This is a genomic window from Streptomyces sp. NPDC002446 (assembly GCF_053595675.1).
Genome location: NZ_JBSFYC010000002.1, coordinates 188,226 through 209,448, shown reverse-complemented (window position 1 = coordinate 209,448; position 21,223 = coordinate 188,226). Strand labels below are relative to the sequence as shown.

Below are 21,223 nucleotides of genomic sequence, written 5' to 3'. Positions count from 1 at the left end.
AGGCACGGGCGGGTGCCGACCCGCCACGTGCCGAGAGGAACTGATCCCTTGTCCACTTCCCCCTCCACCACCGCTCGCGCCGTCGCGCTGCTGCGCGAGTGCGGCGCCGAAGACCTCGCTCACCCGGGCGGCACTCTCCTCGCCCACCTGCTACGCGTACGGGAACGACTCGCCGCATGGGGCGCTCGCCCCGCCCTCCAACTCGCCGGCCTGTGCCACGCGTTCTACGGCACCGACGGCTTCGCCACCGCCCTGCTTCCCCTCGACCGCCGCGATCAACTGGCCGCCGTCATCGGCACCGAGGCCGAAGCCCTGGTGTACCTCTACGCCAGTTGCGACCGCGGCGCCTCCTACCCCGCGCTCGCCGACGGCGACGCCGACGCCGACGCCGCTTTCCGCGACCGGTTCACCGGCCGTACCTTCACTCCGGATCTCGGGCTGCGACGGGACTTCGCCGAACTGTCCGCCGCCAACGAACTCGACATCGCCCATGTCGATCACGCCTTCCGCCGGACCCGGGGTCCCGACCTCCTCGCCCTGTTCACCCGCTTCCGGCCGCTCCTGAGCGGCTCCGCCTGGAAGGACTGCCACGCCATGCTCACTCCCCGGACCGTGGCGGTGCTCGGCCCGGGCGGCGTCGGCGGCCTCCTTGGCGCGCTGTTGTCCCGTGCCGGGCACCGGGTGATCTGCGTGGCGGGAGAGGCGACCGCACAGGCACTGCGCCGGGACGGTCTTCAGGTACGCAGCGCACAGTTCGGTGACTTCACCGCGCCGGTGGAGGCGGACACCGAGCTGCGCGAGCCGGTCGATCTGTGTCTGGTGACCGTCAAGCACACCGCCCTCGATGCGGCGCTGGAGCGGATCCCGCCCGGCATGCTCGGCGACGGCCTCGTGCTGCCGCTGCTCAACGGCATCGAGCACCCGGCCGCGCTGCGCCGGCGCTACGGCACGCGGAGGGTCACCCCCGGCGTGATCCGGGTCGAGTCAACTCGCGTCGCACCAGGTCGAGTTGAGCACGGCAGCCCGTTCATCGAGATCGACCTGACCGGACCGGAAGAGCAGCAGGACACACTGGAAGCACTGGCCGCGATGCTCCAGGCCGCCGGAGTGCGTACCCGTGTGGCCGAGGACGAGGCCGCCGCGCTCTGGGCCAAGCTGGCGTTCCTCGCGCCCTTCGCGCTGCTCACCACCCGCTACGGACTCACCATCGGCGACGTACGGACCGAACGGCGCGAGGAGCTGGTGGCACTCGTCGAGGAGGCAGCCTCCGTCGGCCGGGCCTGCGGAGCGCCCACCGATCCCGCCGGGGCCCTGGCGCTGTACGACGCCTTCCCGCCGGGCGCCAAGTCGTCGATGCAGCGCGACGCCGAGGCGGGCCGTCCGCTGGAGCTGGACGCGGTCGGCGGCGCACTGCTGCGGGCGGCCGCACGGCACCACATCGCCGTGCCGGTCGCGAACCGGCTGATGACCGAGCTGACGACCGGCTGATGATCGAGCTGACGGCCGGCTGACCACCAGCGTTCGGGCCGGTGTCGTGTTGGGCCGGTGTCCAGCCAGGCCTGAGGGCGCGGCACAGCTCACCCAGGTGGCGGTTCGCCCGTCTCCGCCTGGACAGCCGCCTCCGTCGAGCCGCCGTGCCCATTCGGCCCACAAGAGCAGCGCGAAAAGATGCCGTGTGCGTCACCTACGGCAAGGATGCGTAGTACGCGCAACCATCTCCGGTGCGTTCTCCCCGCTCCCCGCACCCCCAACGGGGGGCGGGGAGATACCGGCGCGTGAAGGGCCGGGGGCTGGCAACAGAGGGGCACCTCGTCATGACGGAAGAGCCACCGACCCCAGACGCCTCCGCATCCGCCCGCCGGCTGCAACGTCTCTTGAAGCCCGACACGGCCGGCGAAGAGCAGGAGCAGCCGGACGACACCGAGGGCACGGCCGCAGAAGGCAAGGACGCCAGACGTCCACTTCGCGGCCTCGGCTCGGAAGAGAACACGGAGCACACCGAATGAGCCGGGCATTCGATCGTCGACCCGGTCAGCCCATCCGCTCCGTGGCGCCGACACCCTCGGCGGGCACCTCGTCCGGCAGACGGGTCACGGCACCGACGTCTCTCTGAGCCATTGAGGCGCCCGGCCCTCCTCGGCCTCGGCACCATCGCCCAGCAGGGTGCACCGTCCGGGCGCAGGCGGCCGACTCCGACTCACCAGAGCGCCATGTCCGCTATGCGTGGATATCATGCCAAGTGTGATCAAGCCTGGACGGCTGCACCTCCGACGTCGCCACGGCCGGGGGCCACTCACTCTGCTGTCTCCGGTGATCCTGACCGTTGTCATCGCCGGCCTGGCGTACGCCACTCCCCCAGAACTGGCTTTCAGCCGGCTCCTGCCCGCAGCGCCGGCCCTCGCCGCCGCCATGTGGCCCGTGCTTCCCACGGTCCTGCTGGGGACGGTCTGCCTTCTTCTCATGATCGGCCTCGGGATCGTGTTCCCCGGCCTGGGGACGTGGTGGACGGCGGCGGGGATCGTCGCTGTCACCGTGGCGGCCGCGTACGGAAGCCATGTCCGGCTCCGGCGGGAGCAGACCCTGTTCCAGGTCCGACTCGTCGCCAACGCGGCGCAGCAGGTGGTCCTGAGCCCGATGCCGCGCCGCTTCGGGGGCGTCCAGATCGAGGCGCTGTACCTCGCGGCCGCGGCGGAGGCCAGTATCGGCGGCGACTTCTACGAGGTGGTCGACACGAAGTACGGGGTCCGGCTGCTCATCGGCGATGTGCGGGGCAAGGGGCTGCCGGCGGTGGGCTCGGCCGCGGCGATGGTCAACTCCTTCCGGGAGGCGGCCTACGACGAGGCCGACCTGGTCAATATCGCCCGCCGCCTGGAAGCCAGCAGTACCCGTTACAACGCCGCCTTTCCCCCCGAGGGCATGATGGAGCGCTTCGCCACCGCGCTTCTCGCCGAGATCCCCCACGAGGGCGGCAGTATCGGAATCCTCAACTGCGGACATCCCCCGCCGCTGCTCCTGAACCGCGGGGAGGTCCGCGCCCTGGAGCCCACCGCTCCCTCACCGCTTCTCAACCTCGCGGAGCTGATCGGTGATCACTACAGCATCGACACCTTCGGCTTCGCCCCTGGCGACCTGCTGCTCCTCTATACCGACGGTGTCGCCGAGGCGCGCGACCGCGACGGCGAGTTCTTCCCGGTGGCGGCCTGGTTGCGCCGGCAGACCCCGGGGCAACCCGGCGAACTGCTCAACGCTCTGCACCACGACCTCCTCCACTACAGCAGAGGACGCCTCGACGACGACATCGCCGCCCTCGCCGTGCGCTGGTGCGCCTCTCCGGAGCCGCTTGACGGTCAGCGGGACCAGCCCGCTTAGCCCTCCGACAACCGGCCGTCTCTTCACGGCACCGAAGGCCGACGCGTACGCCACCTCTCCGTTCACTCGTGAGGGGTAGCCGGGCGTCGGGTGCCGCCCTGCCGGGAGCTGCGACTGGCACGCTGTGGTGGCATGACCACTACCAGCAACAACGCACTCATCGAGGAGTTCCGGCGGATGGACGCCGACGGCGACGGGGTCGTCGACCTCACCGACTTCCTGCGTGCGCCACGCAAGCTCCTCGCCAGCCTCGGCGTCCCCGAGGACGCGCCCAAGGCCCAGGCTCTCATTCGGGCCAACGAGACCCAGTGGGCCTCCTTCCTCTCGCTGGGCGACGCCGACGGCGACGGCGCCCTGACCGCCGACGAGTACGTGACCACCCGCACCTCGCCCGAATTCCGCTCCCCGAACCGTCCGGGCAAGGGAGAGGTCTGCCAGACCCTCTTCGCCGTCCTCGACGGTGATGACGACGGCACCATCAGCCAGGACGAGTTTCTCCGCGCGGCCGACTTCCTGTGCATGCCGCAGCACGACGCGTCGGGCTACTTCGCGGCCCTCGACAGCGACAACGACGGACAGCTGAGCAGCAAGGAATTCCTGAAGGCGGTCAAGCGCTTCTACACGAGCTGAATCAGCCGCAGACAGTCCGTGGAGGCCACCCGTCGCGGGTGGCCTCCACACTGACGGAAGCATGTAGCCCCGTCGGAGGCTTTCCCGTTTGCTTCTGCAGGTTGCGCGGTACTCATTGCATGCTCTACCGCCAGGGGAGCAGCGAAGAGGTCCTTTGCGACCAGAAATTTCCGGAGGCATGCGTGACTCAGGTGCACTCCGACCCATCAGGTCAGCCCGGAGGAGCTGTCCGACCACTACGCGAAGATCGCGCGTGCCCATTTCGACCTGCACAACGCACGCGGCCGGCTGGACTTCGGGGACCCGTCGGAGCCGGTAGAGCTGCTTGCGGCGACCGCACAAGCCTCCGCGACGAGGTACGACGCCCAGACCAGTCTCTTCGGCGGCCTGGGCTTCGCATTCCTCACGAACGTCAAGTCGCCGACGGCGATCGAATCAACCGTAAACGTCAACTGGTGGGGCATGAGCGGCGAATACATCGGCTCGTTCGCCGGAGGCGGTATCTCCGGCGGCCTTGGCGTGGCCGGCGGGAAGGGGCAGATCGTACGCGCCTGACGGCACCGCACGCACTCCATTGGCGACGCGGAAGACCCGCCCCGCGGAGGGGCGGCGGCGCGCCCTCGCGCTGGTCTGCGGCGCGGCCATAACGTATGGGTGCAGGCTGCCGGCACGCCCGTTGGAGAGCACCGACATGGCACCACCCGTCACCGATGCGCTCATACGCGACCTGCTCGGCGCTCCCCTGCCGCAGGCGCTGGCCGCGAGCGGACTGACCGGACCGCCGGACGGCCACCTTCCGGTGATCGGGGTGTTCTCCCGCCGCCCGCTGCTGTCCCTGCCGCTCTCCCGCCCCGACGAGGCCCGGGCCGCGGTGGCGGATGCGCGGGACGCCGCGCGGTCATGGGGACGTATCTCCGCCACACAGCAGGCAGGTTGGAGCTGTCGACTGCAACGGGCGCTGGCGGTGCGCCATGCGGCGCTGCGGATCGTCCTCCAGGACGCATCAGGTCTCGGGCCCGCCGATGCCGAGGCCGAACTCCGCGGTGTTCGGGGGACATTGCTGCAGCATGCCGCCGCGGCGAGCCAGCAGCGGGCACCCTGGCGGCGCCCCCGCCCCGGCACGTCGTCCCCCTCCCCACCGCAGCGTCCCACCGTGGCCATGTCGCACGTGGACGGTGCCCGCCCCCTCGTGTCGCTGCTCGAAGGGGCCCTGCCGGCTCTGCTGACGGGAGTGGCCGTGGTCTCCGAGGTCGACCACCGCACCGCGGTCAGCGCCCTGGCCGTGCTTGCGGCGGCCCGGGAGGCCGGGCTGCCGCGCGGGATGTGGGCGGTGGTGGTGGACCGGCGGGCGGCCGACCTGCGGTGCGTACTGGCTGAGCATGTCGACCGGGTGGTACCGCAGTGCTGTGCGTGGGACCCCTGGCGCCCGCCGCCGCCCGGACTCCTGGTGCTCCGACACGACGGAGACACACGGGCCGCCGCACGGGCCACCGTCCGGTCCTGCTTCGCCCGCGCCGGACGCCGCTGCGCGGCCACCCCACTGGTCGCGGTGCACGAAGCCCGCCTCACCGCCTTCCTGGACCACCTCGCACGGGAGACCGCGCGCTTCCGCCCGGTCACCGCACTGCCGCACCGGCAGTGGCGGGCCCGTCTGGCCGCATGGACCGAGACCGCGATCGGCGCCGGGGCACGGCCGGTCCGGGCGGGGGCGGCCTCCGGTCGGGCCTCACCGTCGGTGCCGGACCCGATCATTCTGATGGCGGCACCGCTCGGTGTGGAGGGGCTGCCGAGGCCGTCCGTCGGGCCGGTTGCGCTGCTCGTCCGGTTCTCGGCCTGGGCGGAGGTTCTCCACCTCGCCCGGCGCACCGGGCCGCACCTGGGCGTCTTCACCCGCACCCGGCTCACGCAACTGGCCCCGCAGTTCGCCGGGCTGGCCGCCACCCGTATCCGGCTCAACGCGGCGCCCGAAGCCGGCCTGCCGCCCCGCCTGGCCCACGCCGACCTCGGCGACCTCGGCGTGTGATGCCTGCCAGCGGCGACTCGATCCGCCGGGGGCCTGGGCCGGGCCAGGAGCCTCCCCTTCCTTGGGAAAACGCGCACGGACCGGGCCGACGGTCGGCCCGGTCCATGGGTCCATGCAGCTGACAGCGGTCGGTATCAGTACTGGATGGTGTGGTTGTAGAGGATGTTCCGGGCTGTCGAGCCGCTGTCCAGGCCGTAGTCGGGCCGGTCGTCGACGAAGTACTCGCGGAAGCTGGACTGCCAGGTCCGGGACATCATGGTGTTGCTCTTCGTCCAGCCGCCGTCGACCTGGGACCACAGGTCGACCAGCGCGGTGGCAACGCGGGCCTCGCAGGCGTCGCCCGCGTCGATGCCGGTCGTGGTGCGGTCATTGGCGAGGTTCAGGGAACTGCCGTTGCCCCAGTAGTACGTGGTGTCGTTGAAGGTGTGGAACGCCACCGCGTTGGCGAAGCCCTCGGTCCAGCCGCAGCTGGTGGAGGAGGTGCGGTTGACGTAGTGGGGCGAGCAGTTGCTCACGTTCGGCCACCAGCCGTTGTAGAGCTTGCCCATGAGCGCGTGGCCCGCTTCGTGGACGGTGGTGTGCTCGGAGTCGGGGTCGTTGTCCGCGAGATGGATCTTGTCGTCGTTGGTGGTCCAGTACGTGCCGTCGGTGGAGCCGGGGTACCACTGGACGGTGATCGGGGTGCAGTGGCCGTCCTGCTGGCGGCTTGCCCAGCAGTTGGTCGTGGAACCGCGGTTCCACCACAGCTTGTTGAGGGTGTCGAGGGCGTGCCAGGCACGGCTCTGTCCCTCGTTGGCGTACACGTTGCCCAGGCTGGTGCTGCCCGAGATGTTGCTCAGCGAGTAGGTGGCGGTGGAGTAGAGGCGGCCGTTGCCGTCGACCACCGACCACATCCGGCCGGCCTGTGTCTGGAACTCCACCCAGGCCTGGGAGGTGACGGAGGCGCTGGGGGTGTAGCAGAGGTTGAACTTGCCGTCGCCGTTGCCGGTCATCCCCGTGGCGAGCTTCTGCGTGGCGCTGTTGGCGGTGGGCTTGCCCCACAGGGTGATGTTGGCGTTGCTGACCGGCTCGTCCCGGTTGGCCTTGCCGTTCCAACTGCCGCCCTCGGCGGACTGGAAGCGATTGCGGAAGGTGCCGCTGACACAGGTCTGGGCGTTGGACGCGGCCGCGGCGGTGGCGCGTGGGGAGGCCGGGGCTGAGGCAGCCGAGGCACGGGCAGAGACAGGGGCAGGGGCCTTGGGGGCGACCGGCCGTGCCTTGCGGGCACCGGACCCGGGGCGGTGGACCGGGGCCGCGTCGCCCTTGGTGACCGAGACGCCCTTGTCGGAGGAGCCGTTGGACGTGCCGACGGTGAGCTCCACCGAGTCGTGCCCGGCGCGCCGCGGGTCGGGATGGTCGATGTCGCTGATGTCCGCCTGGATCTGGGCGGGTCCGGCGGCGACGGCCTTGACCTTGAGCTTGACGGTGCGGGTGCCCGGGGTGAGGGCGAGTTCCTGGCTGGTGCGCTGGCCGAAGCTGTCCGTGGTGGGCGCGGCGAGGCCGGATTCCCCGCCGGTCATCCGGAGCGCGGGCGGCAGTTGGACGGACAGGCCGGCGCGCTTGACGTCGTCCTGCGCCTGGACGTCCACGGTGAGGGTGGCCTGCTCGCCGACAGCAGGAAGACGGTCGAGAGAAGCGGTGACGCCGAGACAGCTGAGCGGCGCCTCGGAGCTCTTCGCCGCGGGGCGGATCGTGCAGGTGCCGCCGGCCGGGGTGGTCGTGCCCGCGAACGCGGACGGCACGACGACGATGGCCAGACAGGCGCCGACGCCTGCCAGTGCGGTCAGAGCGGCGGGTTTGGTAACGCGTATTCGGGACATGGCATGCCTTTCTGCGGCGCGCACGGCCCCGGTCGGGCACGACCGGGTCCTGTGCACGCGGGCAGAGCTGTGAGGGGGGTAGGGCACTGCGCCCTGGGCACTGCAGCGATCAACCATCGGACCAACCTTTGGCCAGAGCAACACCCTAGGTAACAGTGGCCGAAACCATATACCTATGGCTTGCGCATGTCATCGCTCAATGCGGTGACGAATCGGACAGTCCTCGGTCGGCGGCGCGCTGATGCGTCGCCGAACTCGCCCTGCGTGCAGGTCAGTTGGCTCGTCGAGCGCAGTCGTAGAGGGTGAAGCTTCCGTCCGAGGTCCGGCCGTAGGCGCTTGGGGAGACGGGCGTGCAGTGTCGCTTCACCCAGGCCGATGCCGGTGTGGGCGGGCGGCGCGTGGTCAGCAGGGCGTAGCGCACTCGGTGGGCGGAGACCAGGTCGCTGAGCCGTTGTGCGGCCGGATAGGGGGTCAGGCCGGTGAAGCCGCCCATGACCAGAACGGGTTGGGAGGTGGCGCGCAGCAGCGGCTCGGCACCGTAGGCGGCCTGGGTGGCGAGCAGGTACTTCTCCCCGGAACGGTGCGCGGAAAGGTAGTTCAGCAATGCGGCGTCCCGCGCGGACGGCTTGTTCAAGGGGTATCGCCGGAACGTGGGCCGGTGGTGGGGCCGGTCGCGGTAGTCGGGTCCCACCGGCCCGGCCAGCGGCGACAGCGGTGAGCCGGCATACCGCGGGTCCAGGCAGGAGGTGGCCCAGACCGCCGGGGCGAGCAGTACGGACGCCAGAGAGGCCGCCAGGGCGCCGTACACCGCCCGTGGCGTGGTGCGTGGTCCGCGGGTGCACAGGCCGACGGTCCCGCACAGACCGAGCATCAGCACCATCGGCAGCAGCCAGGGCGCGAATTCGCTGTGCGAGCCCTCAATTCCCACCGCCCACAGCGCCGTGAGCCCGGTTGCGAGGGGCAGCGCCGCTCGGCGTCGGCCACCGGCGCGGTACTCGGCCCAGAAGAGGGCGACTCCGCCGCCGGTCAGCGCGGCGAGGGCCGGGGCCAGTACGGCGGTGTAGTAGCCGTGGTTGCCGTTGGAGTTGCTGAAGACCACGACGTGCACCACCAGCCAGCCTCCCCAGAGCAGGAACCCCGCCCGCGGCCCGTCGGTGCGCGGCTGTCCGTTGCGCCACCACACGCCCAGCGCCAAGGCCAGTACGGCGAGCGGCAGGAGCCAGGAGATCTGCGGGCCCACGTTCTGGTTGACCAGCATCGTCCAACCGGTGTTGTCGGTGGTGCGGCTGGCTGCGGTGCCGGCGACGGCGCCCAGCGCATGCGGGTCGTGGCCGAAGCGGCTCAGCCCGTTGTAGCCGAAGACCAGGGTGAAGGGGTTGTTGTTGGTGGTCGCGTCGATGTACGGACGGTTCGGTGCGGGGGTCGCCCACACCAGCAGCAGCCAGGAGCAGGAGACGACGAGGGCGGTTGCCCCGGCGAGCAGCAGCCGCCAGGCCCGGTTCCACCGTGAGCCGGGCGCCGCCATCTGGTACACCGCGGCGAAGACCGGCAGAACGAGCCACGCCTGGAGCATCTTGGCCTGGAAGGCCAGTCCCACCCATGTCCCGCAGATGAGCAGCGGCAGCAGCCGCCCGGTGGCGACGGCCTTCTGCAGCGATCCCGCGGCGAGGACCAGCAGCAGGACGAGCAGGGTGTCGGGGATGGTGTGCCGGTCGAGTACGACGGTGACCGGGGTGAGCGTGAGTACCAGCGCGGCGAGCAGCCCTGCCCGTGGGCCGGCCCAGGCACGGACGATCCGGTGCAGCGCCCAGACGGCCAGTACGCCTTCCAGTACCTGCGGCAGCACCGCCGCCCAGTTGTGCGGTCCGAAGAGCTTGATGGAGAGGGCCTGCGGCCACAGCGCACCGGGGATCTTGTCCACGGTGACCGAGCCGCTCGGGTCCAGCCCGCCGAAGACGAAGGCGTGCCAGTTCGCCGCCATCGACCGCGCGGCCGCGCTGTAGTACGGGTGTACCCCGGCTTGGTCGATGCCCCAGGCGTAGAGCACCGCGGCAGTGGCCAGGATCAGCAGAAGTGCGGGCAACTCCCGGTCACTGGTGATGCGTTGACGGAACCCGGTGGTGCGCCGGCGGCGGCCGCCGGGCTTCCGGGCGAGGGTGGTCGTGGCCATGGCGGGGTCTCTCATGGGACGTCGGGCTGGGGTGCGGGATCGTTCGTCGACTTCACGGGCGGCGGTCCCTACGCGACCTCGGCCGAGCTCTTCGATCGACGTGCGGATGGGCGCGGCGGACGCGGGCGGTACGGCGAGATCAGCCGATGGGCAGCGCCCCCAGCAGCAACCCGGCGACGAGCACCACATACGTGCCGAGGGTCACCGCGGTGGTGGAGATCACGGTGGCGGCCAACGGTTGGCGGACCAGCTGATACGCGATGAGGCCGGGCACGATGAAGCCCAGGGTCTGGGCGGTGTAAAGGAGCGGGAACTCGTGCTGCAGCGCGAGCAGCACCGTGGTCTGGAGCAGTACCGCGGACAGCACCACGGCCGCGAACAGCCGCTTCCCGTAGAGGATCACATGGCGCTGGAGGAGCTTGGTCGCGGCGAAGGTGAGAGCGGTGACGCCGATCACCATTGCGGCCCGGACCACATCGGTGACGAGGGTCAGCGCCAGCCAGCCGGGGGTGATCATGCCGCCGGGAGAGAGGTTGGTGGTCAGATAGCAGACCAGCGAGAAGACCAGGCCGAGGGCTATCCCCAGCGCGATGGTCTGCGGAGTGACGTTGACGGGGATCACAGCGGGTTCCTTGTCGGCTGGTACAGGGCGTCGGCATGGGCAGCGGCGGGGCTCGGGATGTGCGGGCCGGGCCGGCGGCGGTTCAGCGGCGCCACCCAGCTGTAGGGCTGCGGCTCGGGCGGGTGCGCGACCGGAAGCGGCTCGTCGGCGTCGTCAGCGGGCAACTTGCCGAGGTGCTCCAGGAACAGCTCGCCCTGGCCGTGGATGTTGCCGACGGCCACCAGCGAGGAATCCGGGCCCAGTTCGGCGAGGATGGCGCGGGTGAGCTCCTGTGCGTCGCGCCGGTCGCCGCCCAGGTCCACCACCCGACCTGACGACCAGCTCGGCGGGATGCCGTCGCGGGCGCTCTTGGTCGGATGCCCGATGAGCAGGACGGTCTCGGGCGCAAGGTCGGGGATGATCGCTCCCATCTGCCCATTGCGTTCGACCCGGTCCGGGCGGCAGTTGATGACCACGTTCAGCGGGCGGCGGATCGCACCGAGCTCCTCCAGCTGACGGACGTTCATCAACGTCGACTCGGGGTCGTTGGCGGCGAAGACATTGGCGAAGCGCAGCCGCTTGCCGGCGGGTGTGCGGTAGCGCTCGACGGAGAGCACGCCGGGGTCCGGCGGTGCGCCCCACATACCGCGCAGTGCGGTGGCCCGGTCCACCCCGAGCAGTTCGGCCACGGCCAGCGCGATGGCGACGTTCTCCTTGAAGGTGAACCAACTGAACCCGCGCAGCTCCTCATCGGTGACCGACTCCGGATCCACCACGAGAAGGCGGCACCTCCGTTTGGCCGCCTCCTCCTTGAGGATGTGCAGCCGCTCCCGCTCAGCGGTGACACAGACCCCGCCGACCGGCATCGACCGGGACAGGGAGCGGGCCACATCGTCCAACGTCGGCCCCATTTCGGCGAGATGGTCCTCGCGTACGTTGCACAGCACGCCGATGGTGGAACGGATCAGCTTCTCCTGGTTGATCTCCTGAAGCGCAGGCATCACCGCCATGCACTCGATCACCAGAGCGTCCGGCCGGTAGGCCGCAGCGCGCCGGACGATGCCGATCTGCTCGACGACGTTGGCGATGCCCAACTTGCGGTACACCGGTTCCTCGGTGGCATCCGGGTGGATGAACCGGGCAGCGGTGCCGGTGGTCTTGGCCACGGTGACCAGATCACCGCCGCGCAGCGCCCCCGCGCACAGCCGCGTGATCGAGCTCTTGCCGCGAATGCCGTTGACCAGCACCCGAGTGGGGATCTGCGCCAGCGCGGCGTAGTGGCGGCGCTGCTCCAGCACACCGGCGACGAGCAGCACGGCACAGCTCAACAGCAGCACAACATAGAGGAAAAGCACGTCAGTTGATCCTTCACTGCCGCGGCGAGCCGCCGCTCTGGAACGATGGGACAGGGGCAGCTGCCGCGTAGGCCCTCCCGCCGCCACGGTCCCGCTCCACCAGCGCCTGCCGGAGCAGTTCCAGGCTGCGCGTGACCGAGCCGCACTCGTCGTGGTGGACCGGGTACAACACCGTGCGACGGTCACCGGCGGCCAGCCGCTCCGCGCATCCGGTGACGGCGCGCAGCGGCCTGACCACCACGATGTGCAGCCAGCTCAGGCATGCGACGCCCACGGACAGGGCGAGCAGACCGGCCAGCATGGTGCGCGCTTGCAGCTGATAGGCCGCCAGTTTGAGCGCTGCGGCAGGCTCGGCGGAGACCACCCGCCAGCCGAGTCCGGCGACGGGCCCCTTCTGCGCCAGTGGCGCCGCGGCCGCGACCGACGGGCCCTCGCCCGGGGCGGTCCCCGCATGCAGTACGGCCGACGCCGGGCTGCCCGCGCTGCCAGGTGCTGCCTCGGTCCTGGCCGCCAGACGGGTGAGGCCCCGGTGGGGAAGAGGCTGGAAGGCCTGAAAGCCGACGCTCGCCGCAAGCACCCTGTGGCGCTCGTCGGTCAGCCACACACTGCCGAGCCCCTGTCGCGCCACCAGGGAGTTCAGCGCGTTCACGCCGATCTCGGCGACGACGACGGCCGGGACGGCGTCCTTGGTGTTCCCGGCCTTCCCGGCCGCCGGGATCTGGGCGTAGGCGGCGATCGCGGGGATCGTGCCCGACGTGTTGACCTGGGTGATTCCGTCGCCGGTTGGCGCACGGTCGAGGGTGCGCAGTGGCTGCTTGCCCACCCGCAGTACGACTGCTCCGGTGCGGTCCAGCACATACAGCGACCGGAACGTGGGGTGGTCGGCGTGTTCGCGCCGCAGCACCTCCGCCGCCCGCTCGCGTGACGCACCGGAGAGGGCTGACGCCGCCGCCGCGAGGTCGGTGCAGCTCCGGCCGAGGGACCGCCGCACCCGGTCAGCGGCGGCCTCGGTGCGCGCCTGCTGGTTGGCGACGGCGGCTGCCGGTGCGGCCTCGGCTGCCGGTACCCGGTTGAGCAGGAACAGCAGCGGCACTCCCCACGCGGCGATCACGAGTGCGCAGGCGAGGACCAGAGCCCGGCCACCGGGGCGGCGCCGCACCGGGCGCACGGGCTCCGGTCCCGTCTCGCCGAGCAGTTGGCGGCGTATCGACTCCAGCGCCCGGCCGATCCTGCCGGGCTCGCCGAACGCGGCAACCGGCACCGGCCGCGCCAGCCCTGCGCGATCCCCGGGCATTTCGCCTGCAGCCTTCGCCAGCCGGGCAGCGGACAGGTGCAGCCGCAGCAGCGGACGCTGCATGCTGGCCCACTGCACCAGGGTCACCAGCACGGCGATGACCACCAGCGCACCCGCGGCCACGAGGGCGAACCAGGTGTGGTCGGCTCCCTCCTTCGCCGGGGGCACATCCCTGACCGTGAGGACGGTCAGTTCCAGGCCGGAGGTGTCTCCCTTGCCGTCCGCCGCGGCGACCGATGCCCACCCCGTGACCCTGCGCAGCCCTTCGCGACCGTCACCGAGCACGCTGCCCGAGACGTCGCCGGTGTGGGGACCGCCGTTCGCGACGTTCGCCGCAGCGGCAGGCAGAGCCCGGTGGTCGGTGAGGGGTGCCAGGGCCGGGCCGGTGGTGGTGGCGGCTGCAAGCACCCTTCCCTTCCGGTCCACCAGTTGACCGGTGCGCCCCGCCCCGTACACCGCTGGAGCAGCGACCTTTTCCGAGACGACAAGCAGGAGTTCGCGCTCCGCAGCATCCTGACGTTCCGTCAGATCACCTGCCTGATCGTGGTTCTCGTCCTGCTTGCCGCCGTCCGGAGCGGCGACGGCCACCCTGGCGAAGAGCAGCAGCCGCGGTTCGCCACGGCCCGAAAGGACCAACCGGGGCGCGATGTTCGCGGTTCCGGGCCGCGCCAGCGCCGCCACATCCACCCCGGTCAGCGGCACCTTTTCGCCACTGGCGGCCAGCGGTCTGCCGGTGTGCGGGTCGAGCAGCACACCGCCGCCAGCAGGGTGCCCGGCCGGAAGGAGGGACCGCAGTAGGGCAGCCGGAGTGCTGCGGCCGGCGGGCGCGTCCGACGCCGCAGCGCGGCGCACTGCCGTGGCCCTTGCGTTGATGGAGGTCCCGACCGAGTCGGCGGCATCCTCGGCGATCTGGCGTTCCGCATCGCGTAAGGCCTGGGGGACGTCCTGTTCGTGAACGGTACCGAGACCGAGTGCGGTGAGCGCGGCAACTGCCAGCAGGGCGCAGAGCAGTGCGGCGATCGGCGGGCGGACGCCTCCGAGCAGCGGCATGTCGGCGCGGCGTCGGATGCGGTGCGGACGGGGCGCGCGGGCAACAGCGGGCAGGACAGTGTCCTCTCGGCGGGTGGGGAATGGCCGTGCGACAACTCGACCAGGATGAATACGGGGAGCACAGGATAATCACAAGCCTGTTCGTGCTGGGCCCTTGTATACCGGCTCACGGGAACTGCGCTCAACTCCCCTTGGGGGAAGTTGTTTCATCCAACTCCAGCCCCATGCCGGTCCTGGCGTAATTCCCAAGCCCCCTACCAACCAGGGCGATTGCCCGCAGGTTCCCTGTCCGCATTCGCCGCGTCACTTACAGTCGCAAGTCCGCTGAAGGCGCCCCTTGAAGCCGCCCCTTCTCAAGGAATCTGCAAACACGCAAGGGCAGTTGGCGAGGCTCGACGATCACGAACTGGCGCGTAACAAAAACACTCAGTGAAAACGATGAGCAACGCAGCGGAATTCTGGATCCGATGGCCACCATCCGGCGATGGCGTGAATCAGCCATCTCCCCCAGTGGCCTTCTGACCGGGGCAGGTGCCCGGCAGCCGCCGCGCCGAGGCACCGGAACAGCCGCCCGCGCAGGCCCTCCGGCGACTTGGGCCTTTGCTGCTGCGACTGGTTCCCCGAGGCCGCCGACCCGCCCGGATCCGACAACTACCACCGGCCGCATCAGGCCAATTCTCCAGCGCGTGCCCCGCATTGACACTCGACAGCGCTCGACTCGATGGCATACTCCACGAGCGCCGACAGGACGTTCTCAGCGCATATGAGTCCCGGAAAAGTCCGGTCGCAGATGCCCGGAATCGGAGGGGACACGAAGCCGACACCGTGCATTTCTGTACGCGTCAGCAGCGCCCATCCCACCAAGCGTCGCGGGTATAACTGCCCGCGAAATCACGTGGGTTGGCGCGGCCATGGCAAACTGCCTATACGATGCTCGCCAGCCGATCACTGGTCACACGGCGATCACCACCATGGAGGGGGCTGCCCATGAAACACGCACGAAGGCGCCAGAGCCGGTTGCGCACCCGGGTCGCCGGCACCACAGGACTACTGACCCTCGCCCTGGGCGCCGGGATCGCGCCGGCCACCGCCGCCGAGAAGACCACCACGACACCCATGACCACGGCAGCGGCCCTGGATACAGCGGCGCCCTCGGACACCGCGGCGCCCATCAACACCGCGCCGGCCCCGGGCCAGCTGACGCTCCCGGCCCCGTCCGGCCGCCATGGCGTCGGAATGGTCGACCTCCACCTGCGCGACACGAAACGGACGGACCCGTGGGTACCCGGGAACCAGCCGCGCGAGCTGATGGTCTCGGTGTGGTATCCGGCCACGGACACCGACCGCTATCCCGCCGCGCCCTGGCTGCAACCCGCCGCCGCCGCACACTTTTTGGCCCGCTCCCAGGTGCCGCCCGGAGCGGTGACCCTGCCCACCACTGCCGGGCACATCGGCGCACCGGTTGACCGCGGGGCCGGCAAACTACCGGTGCTGCTGTACTCGACCGGGCTCCACTCGCCCCGCGCGATGGGCACCGCACTCGCTCAGGACCTGGCCAGTCGCGGCTACATGGTCGTCACCATCGACCACACCCACGATGCCAGCGAGGTGGAGTTCCCCGGGGGCCGGGTTGAGGTGAACACCATGCCGCCGGGTTCCCACTCGTCCGACACGATCGCCGTCCGGGCGGCGGACACCCACTTCGTCATCAACCAGCTGGCGTCGCTCGCCCGCGGCCACAACCCGGACGTGGACCACAAGCCGCTCCCCCGCGGGCTGTCCAAGGCCGTGAACATCAACCGCATCGGGATGTTCGGCGCTTCCCTGGGCGGAGGTGCGGTCCCCGCGGCCATGCATGCGGACTCCAGGATCGACGCCGGCGCGAACCTGGACGGCCAGTTCTTCGGGCCCTCGACCACCCAGCCGCTCAAACGCCCCTTCCTGCTGTTCAGTTCCCAGAACCACAACCGCAACACCGACCGGAGCTGGGCGAAGTTCTGGGACCACCTGCACGGAGAACGCCTCGACCTGAAACTCCGCGGCTCCGGGCACAACTCCTTCGTCGACAACCAGGTCTTCTTCCCCCAGGCAGCAGGCGCGTTCCGACTGACCCCCGAGCAACTGGTACAGATCCTCGGCACGATCGACCCCAACCGCTCCATCGAGGTCCAACGCACCTACCTCGCGGCCTTCTTCGACAAGCATCTGCGCCACCGGCACGGCCGCCTGCTCGACGGCCCCTCGCGCCATTACCCGGAGATCGACTTCGTGCGCTGAAACACCGTTCCGGTGCGACCACACGATGGGGCGAGACCTATGGACACCCAGCGTGTTCAGAAAGTTACGATCGGCCTTCGTTGCTCTCTGCGTCGGGATGGTGTCAGGCATGTCCGAGGACGGTCACGGTCGCAGCCGGTTGGTCGGTCGCCTTGCCGAACGGGTAGGAGCCGAGGGCGCGATCAAGGACGCGTGCGGGAGCCGGGTAGCCGAGTCCGCGCTGTTGGTGGCGCTGCTGGGGGCGGAGCGCTCGCTCCCGCTCGTCCGGGACGAAGTGATCGGCTACCTGCGAGAGGCGCGGCCTGACGACGAGGGCAGCCAGATCCTGCGCGAGGCCGCTCTGGGGCACCCGGACATGCGCCGGGCGGAAGCCTTCCGCGCGACGTTCGGGCACAGCACCGGAAACCGCAAACAGCGGCTGCTGCGGACGGTGTTCGCCCTGTTCGGACTGGCCCCCTTCGACGACGGGCCCGCCGTCGAGTACCGGGGTCAGGCGATCTGGACCGAGCTGTCCCTGTGTGCCAGCAACATCCTGCACGACCACGCTCACGGCCGCGCCAACCCGACCGATCAGGCGTTCCTGGTGAGCAGGCTCGCCGGTGCGGTGCCCGCCCGGGTATGGCAGGGCAACGCGCTGGCGCATCTGATCGGGCTGCACGCGCTGCACACCTTCCAGCCGGGCGGCCCGCTCATGGCCAGCGGGGTGACCGCGGTGGCCGGTGCCCGGCGTCCCGATGGCGGCGTCCCGTTCGTCACTTCGCAGGACGTCTTCAACACGGCGCTGGCGGGAACCGCGCTGGCGGCGAGCGGGCACGCCCCGGAGCTGGTCGCCCGCATGGCCCATTGGATCGCCGACCGGCAATGGGCCGACGGCGGCTGGGGATACAGCACCGAGACCTCCCAGACCGACGTGGACGACACCGCCCGCTGCATGGAGTTTCTGCACGCCGTGAACCCCGGGCGCTACCAGGGCGTACTCCAGCGCGCGGGGAGCTACCTGACCGCCATGGCCGGGCCGGACGGCGGATTTCCCACCTATGTGCGTGGCCACGCGGCAGACATCGACATGACCGCGGGTGCCGTCATCGCGCTGAGCCCCCAGTGGACCCGACACGCCGAGCTGCTCGAAGCCGCGGTGCGCTATCTGCTCGATCACGGCCGGGACGACGGAACGTACGAGCGAAGCTGGACGGTGAGCGAGTCCAGCCTGCTCGGCCGGGTCCTCGACGCGCTGTCCCTGGTGCCCGAGTCCGGACTACGCGTCCAGCAGGCGATTCGGGCGGGCGTGCACCGCCTGTGCGCCACCCAGAACACCGACGGTGGCTGGGGGCAGCATCCCGGCGCGGACAGCGATGTCCTGTCCACCGCGCAGGCCATCGCGGCCGTCGCCCGCCACGGCCCCCGTCCGGTCGCCGACAGGGCGGCACGCTGGCTGCTGAGCCGGCAACACGATCACGGCGGGTTCACCTCGATCCCCGACCAGGTCGGCCCGCGCCCCCTGCCGTACGACTTCCCGGTCCTAGCGGACGTCCACGCGCTGCACGCCCTCAACACGGTCAGCGCGGGCACGTCCACTGAACCCCGGAACAGCGGGTCCGGTGAGCCCGCGAGTGAGCCCGGCGGGGCGGGGCGGCGACTGCCCGCGTTCTACTGCCCGTTCCCGCCCGCCGCCCATCCCTTGTCGGCGCAGGCGGACGCCCGATCCGTCGCGTGGATGCACGAGTACCAGCTGTGCGCCAACGACGACGAGCGCGCCCGTATGGCGCAAACCGGCTGCGGGCACCTCGCCGGCCGGATGACTCCGACCGGCCGCGCGGACCTGCTGCAGATCTTCTCCGACTACACCCTGTGGGCGTTCGCGTTCGACGACGAGTACTGCGACGAGGGCCCTCTCGGCGAGCGACCGGGCGAACTCGCCGACGCCGTCGTACGGATGCTGCGCTGCGCGGAGGTCCCGGAAGAGCCGGTGTACGGCGATGACCGGTACGGGATGAGCCTGCGGGATGTGCGGATGCGCCTCGACCTCGCGGCGTCCCCACTGCACGGCGGACGGTTCGTCGACGCGATGCGCGGCTACCTCCTCACCGAGGTCCGCAAGGCCGGGTTCGTGGCCCGCGGACAGCGCCCCGGGCTCGACGACTACACGCTGGTGCGCCTCTACAGCGGCGGGTCGATGGTCTTCACCGAGCTGGTCGCGGTGGTCAACGGCTGCCCACCGCCGCCGCACCTGGTCGAGGACCGACGGGTCCGCGCGATCACCGAGGTCGCCGCGACGCTCGTCGACTGGGAGACCGACGTCTTCTCCTACGCCAAGGAGAGAGCGCGGACCGGGGACGGCTTCAACCTCATCGACGCCATCCGCCAGGAGTACGGATGCGCCGAGGACGCGGCGTTCGACCGGGCGATGACCATGTGGGACCGGATCATGACACTGTTCATGAGGCTGCGTTCCCGGCTCACGGCCGAACTGCCGGAGCTCACCCCGTATGTCGAAGGACTCGCGCAGTACATCCGCGGTGTGCTCGACTGGTCACTGGAAACCGACCGCTACGTCTATGTCGACGGCCGCGGTGGCCACCGCGCCAACCGCCCAGGCGGCTGGCGCGACACCCCTCGTGACGATTCCCCCGCCCCGCTGCCCCTCCCCTCGATCGCCTGGTGGTGGCAGCACGCCCCAAGCCTCTCCTCCCCCACCTCCACAACCACCGTCCCCACCGGCCCGTCCGGCCTCGGCACCGCAGCCGCCCGGGTCTTTCGCCCTGGGGCACGTACTACTACCTGACGGGCCATCACATCCGATGCCGAACTCCGTACGTTCGCGTCGGAGTGAGCGGAGTGAGCTGCCTCGCCGATCCGCTGGCGAGCCCCGGTCTGTGCTGCTCTGCGGCTACTGAAGCGGGGTGCCCACGATAAGGAGCACGGCGGCAAGGTGGGCTATGACCCAGGACACCCGGTAGCTGATCGTGCGCCGATTCCTGGTCACGAGCAGGCGCTTGAAGGAGTCCTCCGCCCGTTCGAACTCGGCCGTGTCCGTCCACTGAACCCAGACGACCGGTAAGCAGAGCACGGAAGACGCGCCACTCGTCGCAAGCGCTGCGACGATCAGCGCCTTGCCGGTGGACGTGCCGTCCGGGACGACGGAGAGCACGATGGAGGCGGCCGCCATGAGGAGCGCGTCATAACCGAGGAGAACCTGAGCCTTCGCGTCGAGAACGCTGAGGCATGAGTAGAGGTACTCGTGCTCGTAGACCTCTTCCTTGCGTGGCTCCAGCCGACGGATGGCGGCCAGGTGCAGTGGCAGATGGTGTCCCCGGTAAATGCCTTGAAAGAGCCAGGACATCAGACGTCCGCTCAAGTTCCGCACAGCGCTGTCCCCCTTCAGCCGCTGTCTCCATTGAGCACGAATCCCGCGAAGAGCACAATGGGGGCATGGATCTCATTCGGGAACGGACCCTGCTCGACGTCGCGCTGGAGGAGGCCCGCGCCGGGCTGGAAGAGGGCGGCATCCCGATCGGGGCCGCGCTGTACGGCGCGGACGGTGCTCTGCTCGGGCGTGGGCGAAACCGGCGTGTGCAGGACGGCGACCCCTCCATGCACGCCGAGACGGCCGCTTTCCGGGCAGCCGGACGGCAGCGCACCTACAGCGGGACGACCATGGTCACGACGCTCTCCCCATGCTGGTACTGCTGCGGACTCGTGCGTCAGTTCGGCATCTCGCGTGTGGTGATCGGCGAGGCCCGGTCCTTCGACGGTGGCCAGGCATGGCTCGCGGAGCACGGTGTGCAGATCGTGGTGCTTGACGACGCAGAATGCGTGGCACTGATGCGCGACTTCGTCGCGGCCAGACCGGAACTCTGGCTGGAGGACATCGGGGAGTCGAAGCCGTAGCCGTAGCCGTAGTCGAAGGTCCGGAGGGGTGTGCGATGTGGTCCGTCAGTTGGCCGGCCTAAGGGTCGCGGACCGGCCTAACGGTCGCGGACCCGGGAATTCCGGGCGGGTCAGAACGCGAAGTGCTTGACCACCGCCAAGCCCCGCTCCGCCGACCTGCGGTAGAAGGCTCGCAGGTCCTCGTGGTACCGAGCCAGACACTCCCGCAGTTCCTCATCCGGTTGGGAGGAGGGCAGTTGCCGCCACTCCTGCCACCGGTCCGGGAACGACACCCCCTCCAGGTACGCCGCCGCGCGCGCCACCTCCGGCGGGTCGAGCACCACATGGCCCGGGCCGCCGCCGGAGTCCGGTATGTGCCGGCCACCGAAGACGGGGAGCTCCCGGTCGCCGCCCGACTCCGACCGGGGCCAGTAGAGCTCGTTCAGCTGAAAGAAGTCGCTCTCCAGCCACACTGCGTCCCCTGCCCGGACCCGTCGGCGCAGCTCGTCGAACTCCACGTCGAACAGGGCTTCACAATCCGACGCGTCCTCGGGCAGCTCATCGGCGAACGGCAAGCGGTCGCGAAGGTCGACCTGGTGCGCGTCCGCGTCGTCACCGAGCCGTCGCTTGGCCAGTGCCAGCATCCCGGCGCTGGTGTCGATGCCGGTGACGACGGCGCCGCGGTCGTGCAGTGCGGCGGACTAGTCATTCACCCGGGCCGGATCCGC

The 21,223-nt window shown here is 70.4% G+C and carries 15 protein-coding genes and 1 pseudogene; 9 read left to right on the top strand and 7 right to left on the bottom strand.

The features are described from left to right. Positions 1–48: 48 nt before the first annotated feature. The 6 genes and pseudogenes from ACWD6P_RS02640 to ACWD6P_RS02615 all read left to right on the top strand — a co-directional run. Positions 49–600: pseudogene (locus tag ACWD6P_RS02640) on the top strand (DUF6817 domain-containing protein); the annotation flags it as partial. Further along, positions 595–1,488, top strand: coding sequence for a ketopantoate reductase family protein (locus ACWD6P_RS02635; RefSeq protein ID WP_451442266.1), 894 nt, complete (start codon positions 595–597; stop codon positions 1,486–1,488). The pseudogene ACWD6P_RS02640 and the gene ACWD6P_RS02635, both read left to right, overlap by 6 nt. Positions 1,489–1,814: 326 nt before the next feature. Next, positions 1,815–2,006 carry a hypothetical protein gene (locus ACWD6P_RS02630; protein ID WP_451442149.1) on the top strand — a complete coding sequence of 64 codons (192 nt, stop codon included), beginning with the start codon at positions 1,815–1,817 and terminating at the stop codon, positions 2,004–2,006. A 304-nt stretch (positions 2,007–2,310) separates the two neighbouring features. Continuing rightward, positions 2,311–3,369: a PP2C family protein-serine/threonine phosphatase gene (locus ACWD6P_RS02625; RefSeq protein WP_451442148.1), complete on the top strand. Its 1,059-nt coding sequence runs from the start codon at positions 2,311–2,313 to the stop codon at positions 3,367–3,369. 132 nt (positions 3,370–3,501) lie between these two features. Beyond that, the gene (locus ACWD6P_RS02620) at positions 3,502–3,999 is read left to right on the top strand and encodes an EF-hand domain-containing protein (protein WP_451442147.1); all 498 of its coding nucleotides are present in this window, start codon (positions 3,502–3,504) and stop codon (positions 3,997–3,999) included. Positions 4,000–4,690: 691 nt separating this feature from the next. Further along, positions 4,691–6,022, top strand: coding sequence for an aldehyde dehydrogenase family protein (locus ACWD6P_RS02615; protein ID WP_451442146.1), 1,332 nt, complete (start codon positions 4,691–4,693; stop codon positions 6,020–6,022). A gap of 134 nt (positions 6,023–6,156) precedes the next feature. Here ACWD6P_RS02615 and ACWD6P_RS02610 read toward each other — a convergent pair whose 3' ends face one another. From ACWD6P_RS02610 to ACWD6P_RS02590, 5 genes are all read right to left on the bottom strand, one after another. Next, positions 6,157–7,881 carry a mycolysin gene (locus tag ACWD6P_RS02610; RefSeq protein ID WP_451442145.1) on the bottom strand — a complete coding sequence of 575 codons (1,725 nt, stop codon included), beginning with the start codon at positions 7,879–7,881 and terminating at the stop codon, positions 6,157–6,159. 271 nt (positions 7,882–8,152) lie between these two features. After that, complete coding sequence (locus ACWD6P_RS02605; protein WP_451442144.1) at positions 8,153–10,051, bottom strand: ArnT family glycosyltransferase; 1,899 nt, start codon at positions 10,049–10,051, stop codon at positions 8,153–8,155. 139 nt (positions 10,052–10,190) lie between these two features. After that, a complete protein-coding gene (locus ACWD6P_RS02600; RefSeq protein ID WP_451442143.1) occupies positions 10,191–10,673 on the bottom strand; it encodes a poly-gamma-glutamate biosynthesis protein PgsC/CapC in 483 nt (160 codons plus the stop codon). After that, positions 10,670–12,007, bottom strand: coding sequence for a poly-gamma-glutamate synthase PgsB (gene pgsB, locus ACWD6P_RS02595; protein ID WP_451442142.1), 1,338 nt, complete (start codon positions 12,005–12,007; stop codon positions 10,670–10,672). Before pgsB ends, ACWD6P_RS02600 begins: the two co-directional genes overlap by 4 nt. A gap of 13 nt (positions 12,008–12,020) precedes the next feature. Next, positions 12,021–14,351 carry a cache domain-containing protein gene (locus ACWD6P_RS02590; protein WP_451442141.1) on the bottom strand — a complete coding sequence of 777 codons (2,331 nt, stop codon included), beginning with the start codon at positions 14,349–14,351 and terminating at the stop codon, positions 12,021–12,023. A 987-nt stretch (positions 14,352–15,338) separates the two neighbouring features. On the opposite strand from ACWD6P_RS02590, the gene ACWD6P_RS02585 reads away from it, so the two are divergent. Together ACWD6P_RS02585 and ACWD6P_RS02580 are read left to right on the top strand one after the other, a co-directional pair. Then, positions 15,339–16,628, top strand: a complete 1,290-nt coding sequence (locus ACWD6P_RS02585) for an alpha/beta hydrolase family protein (protein ID WP_451442140.1) — start codon at positions 15,339–15,341, stop codon at positions 16,626–16,628. A gap of 109 nt (positions 16,629–16,737) precedes the next feature. Next, positions 16,738–19,410, top strand: coding sequence for a terpene synthase family protein (locus ACWD6P_RS02580; RefSeq protein WP_451442139.1), 2,673 nt, complete (start codon positions 16,738–16,740; stop codon positions 19,408–19,410). Positions 19,411–19,515: 105 nt separating this feature from the next. On the opposite strand, the gene ACWD6P_RS02575 is transcribed toward ACWD6P_RS02580, so the two are convergent. Continuing rightward, positions 19,516–19,968, bottom strand: a complete 453-nt coding sequence (locus ACWD6P_RS02575) for a hypothetical protein (protein WP_451442138.1) — start codon at positions 19,966–19,968, stop codon at positions 19,516–19,518. Positions 19,969–20,057: 89 nt separating this feature from the next. On the opposite strand from ACWD6P_RS02575, the gene ACWD6P_RS02570 reads away from it, so the two are divergent. Next, positions 20,058–20,516 (top strand): nucleoside deaminase, encoded by a 459-nt coding sequence (locus ACWD6P_RS02570; protein WP_451442137.1) that lies wholly within the window; start codon positions 20,058–20,060, stop codon positions 20,514–20,516. Between the two features lie 110 nt (positions 20,517–20,626). Here ACWD6P_RS02570 and ACWD6P_RS02565 read toward each other — a convergent pair whose 3' ends face one another. Beyond that, complete coding sequence (locus tag ACWD6P_RS02565; RefSeq protein WP_451442136.1) at positions 20,627–21,139, bottom strand: DUF1877 family protein; 513 nt, start codon at positions 21,137–21,139, stop codon at positions 20,627–20,629. Positions 21,140–21,223 lie beyond the last annotated feature (84 nt).

Bases quoted from the DNA above. Each gene is read 5' to 3' on its own strand.
- ACWD6P_RS02615 (WP_451442146.1), top strand. From the start codon at position 4,691: ATGGCACCACCCGTCACCGATGCGCTCATACGCGACCTGCTCGGCGCT.
- ACWD6P_RS02610 (WP_451442145.1), bottom strand. From the start codon at position 7,881: ATGTCCCGAATACGCGTTACCAAACCCGCCGCTCTGACCGCACTGGCA.
- ACWD6P_RS02570 (WP_451442137.1), top strand. From the start codon at position 20,058: ATGGATCTCATTCGGGAACGGACCCTGCTCGACGTCGCGCTGGAGGAG.
- ACWD6P_RS02590 (WP_451442141.1), bottom strand. From the start codon at position 14,351: ATGCCGCTGCTCGGAGGCGTCCGCCCGCCGATCGCCGCACTGCTCTGC.
- ACWD6P_RS02565 (WP_451442136.1), bottom strand. From the start codon at position 21,139: ATGCTGGCACTGGCCAAGCGACGGCTCGGTGACGACGCGGACGCGCAC.
- ACWD6P_RS02635 (WP_451442266.1), top strand. From the start codon at position 595: ATGCTCACTCCCCGGACCGTGGCGGTGCTCGGCCCGGGCGGCGTCGGC.
- ACWD6P_RS02585 (WP_451442140.1), top strand. From the start codon at position 15,339: ATGAAACACGCACGAAGGCGCCAGAGCCGGTTGCGCACCCGGGTCGCC.
- ACWD6P_RS02605 (WP_451442144.1), bottom strand. From the start codon at position 10,051: ATGGCCACGACCACCCTCGCCCGGAAGCCCGGCGGCCGCCGCCGGCGC.
- ACWD6P_RS02620 (WP_451442147.1), top strand. From the start codon at position 3,502: ATGACCACTACCAGCAACAACGCACTCATCGAGGAGTTCCGGCGGATG.
- ACWD6P_RS02575 (WP_451442138.1), bottom strand. From the start codon at position 19,968: ATGTCCTGGCTCTTTCAAGGCATTTACCGGGGACACCATCTGCCACTG.
- ACWD6P_RS02630 (WP_451442149.1), top strand. From the start codon at position 1,815: ATGACGGAAGAGCCACCGACCCCAGACGCCTCCGCATCCGCCCGCCGG.
- ACWD6P_RS02580 (WP_451442139.1), top strand. From the start codon at position 16,738: ATGTCCGAGGACGGTCACGGTCGCAGCCGGTTGGTCGGTCGCCTTGCC.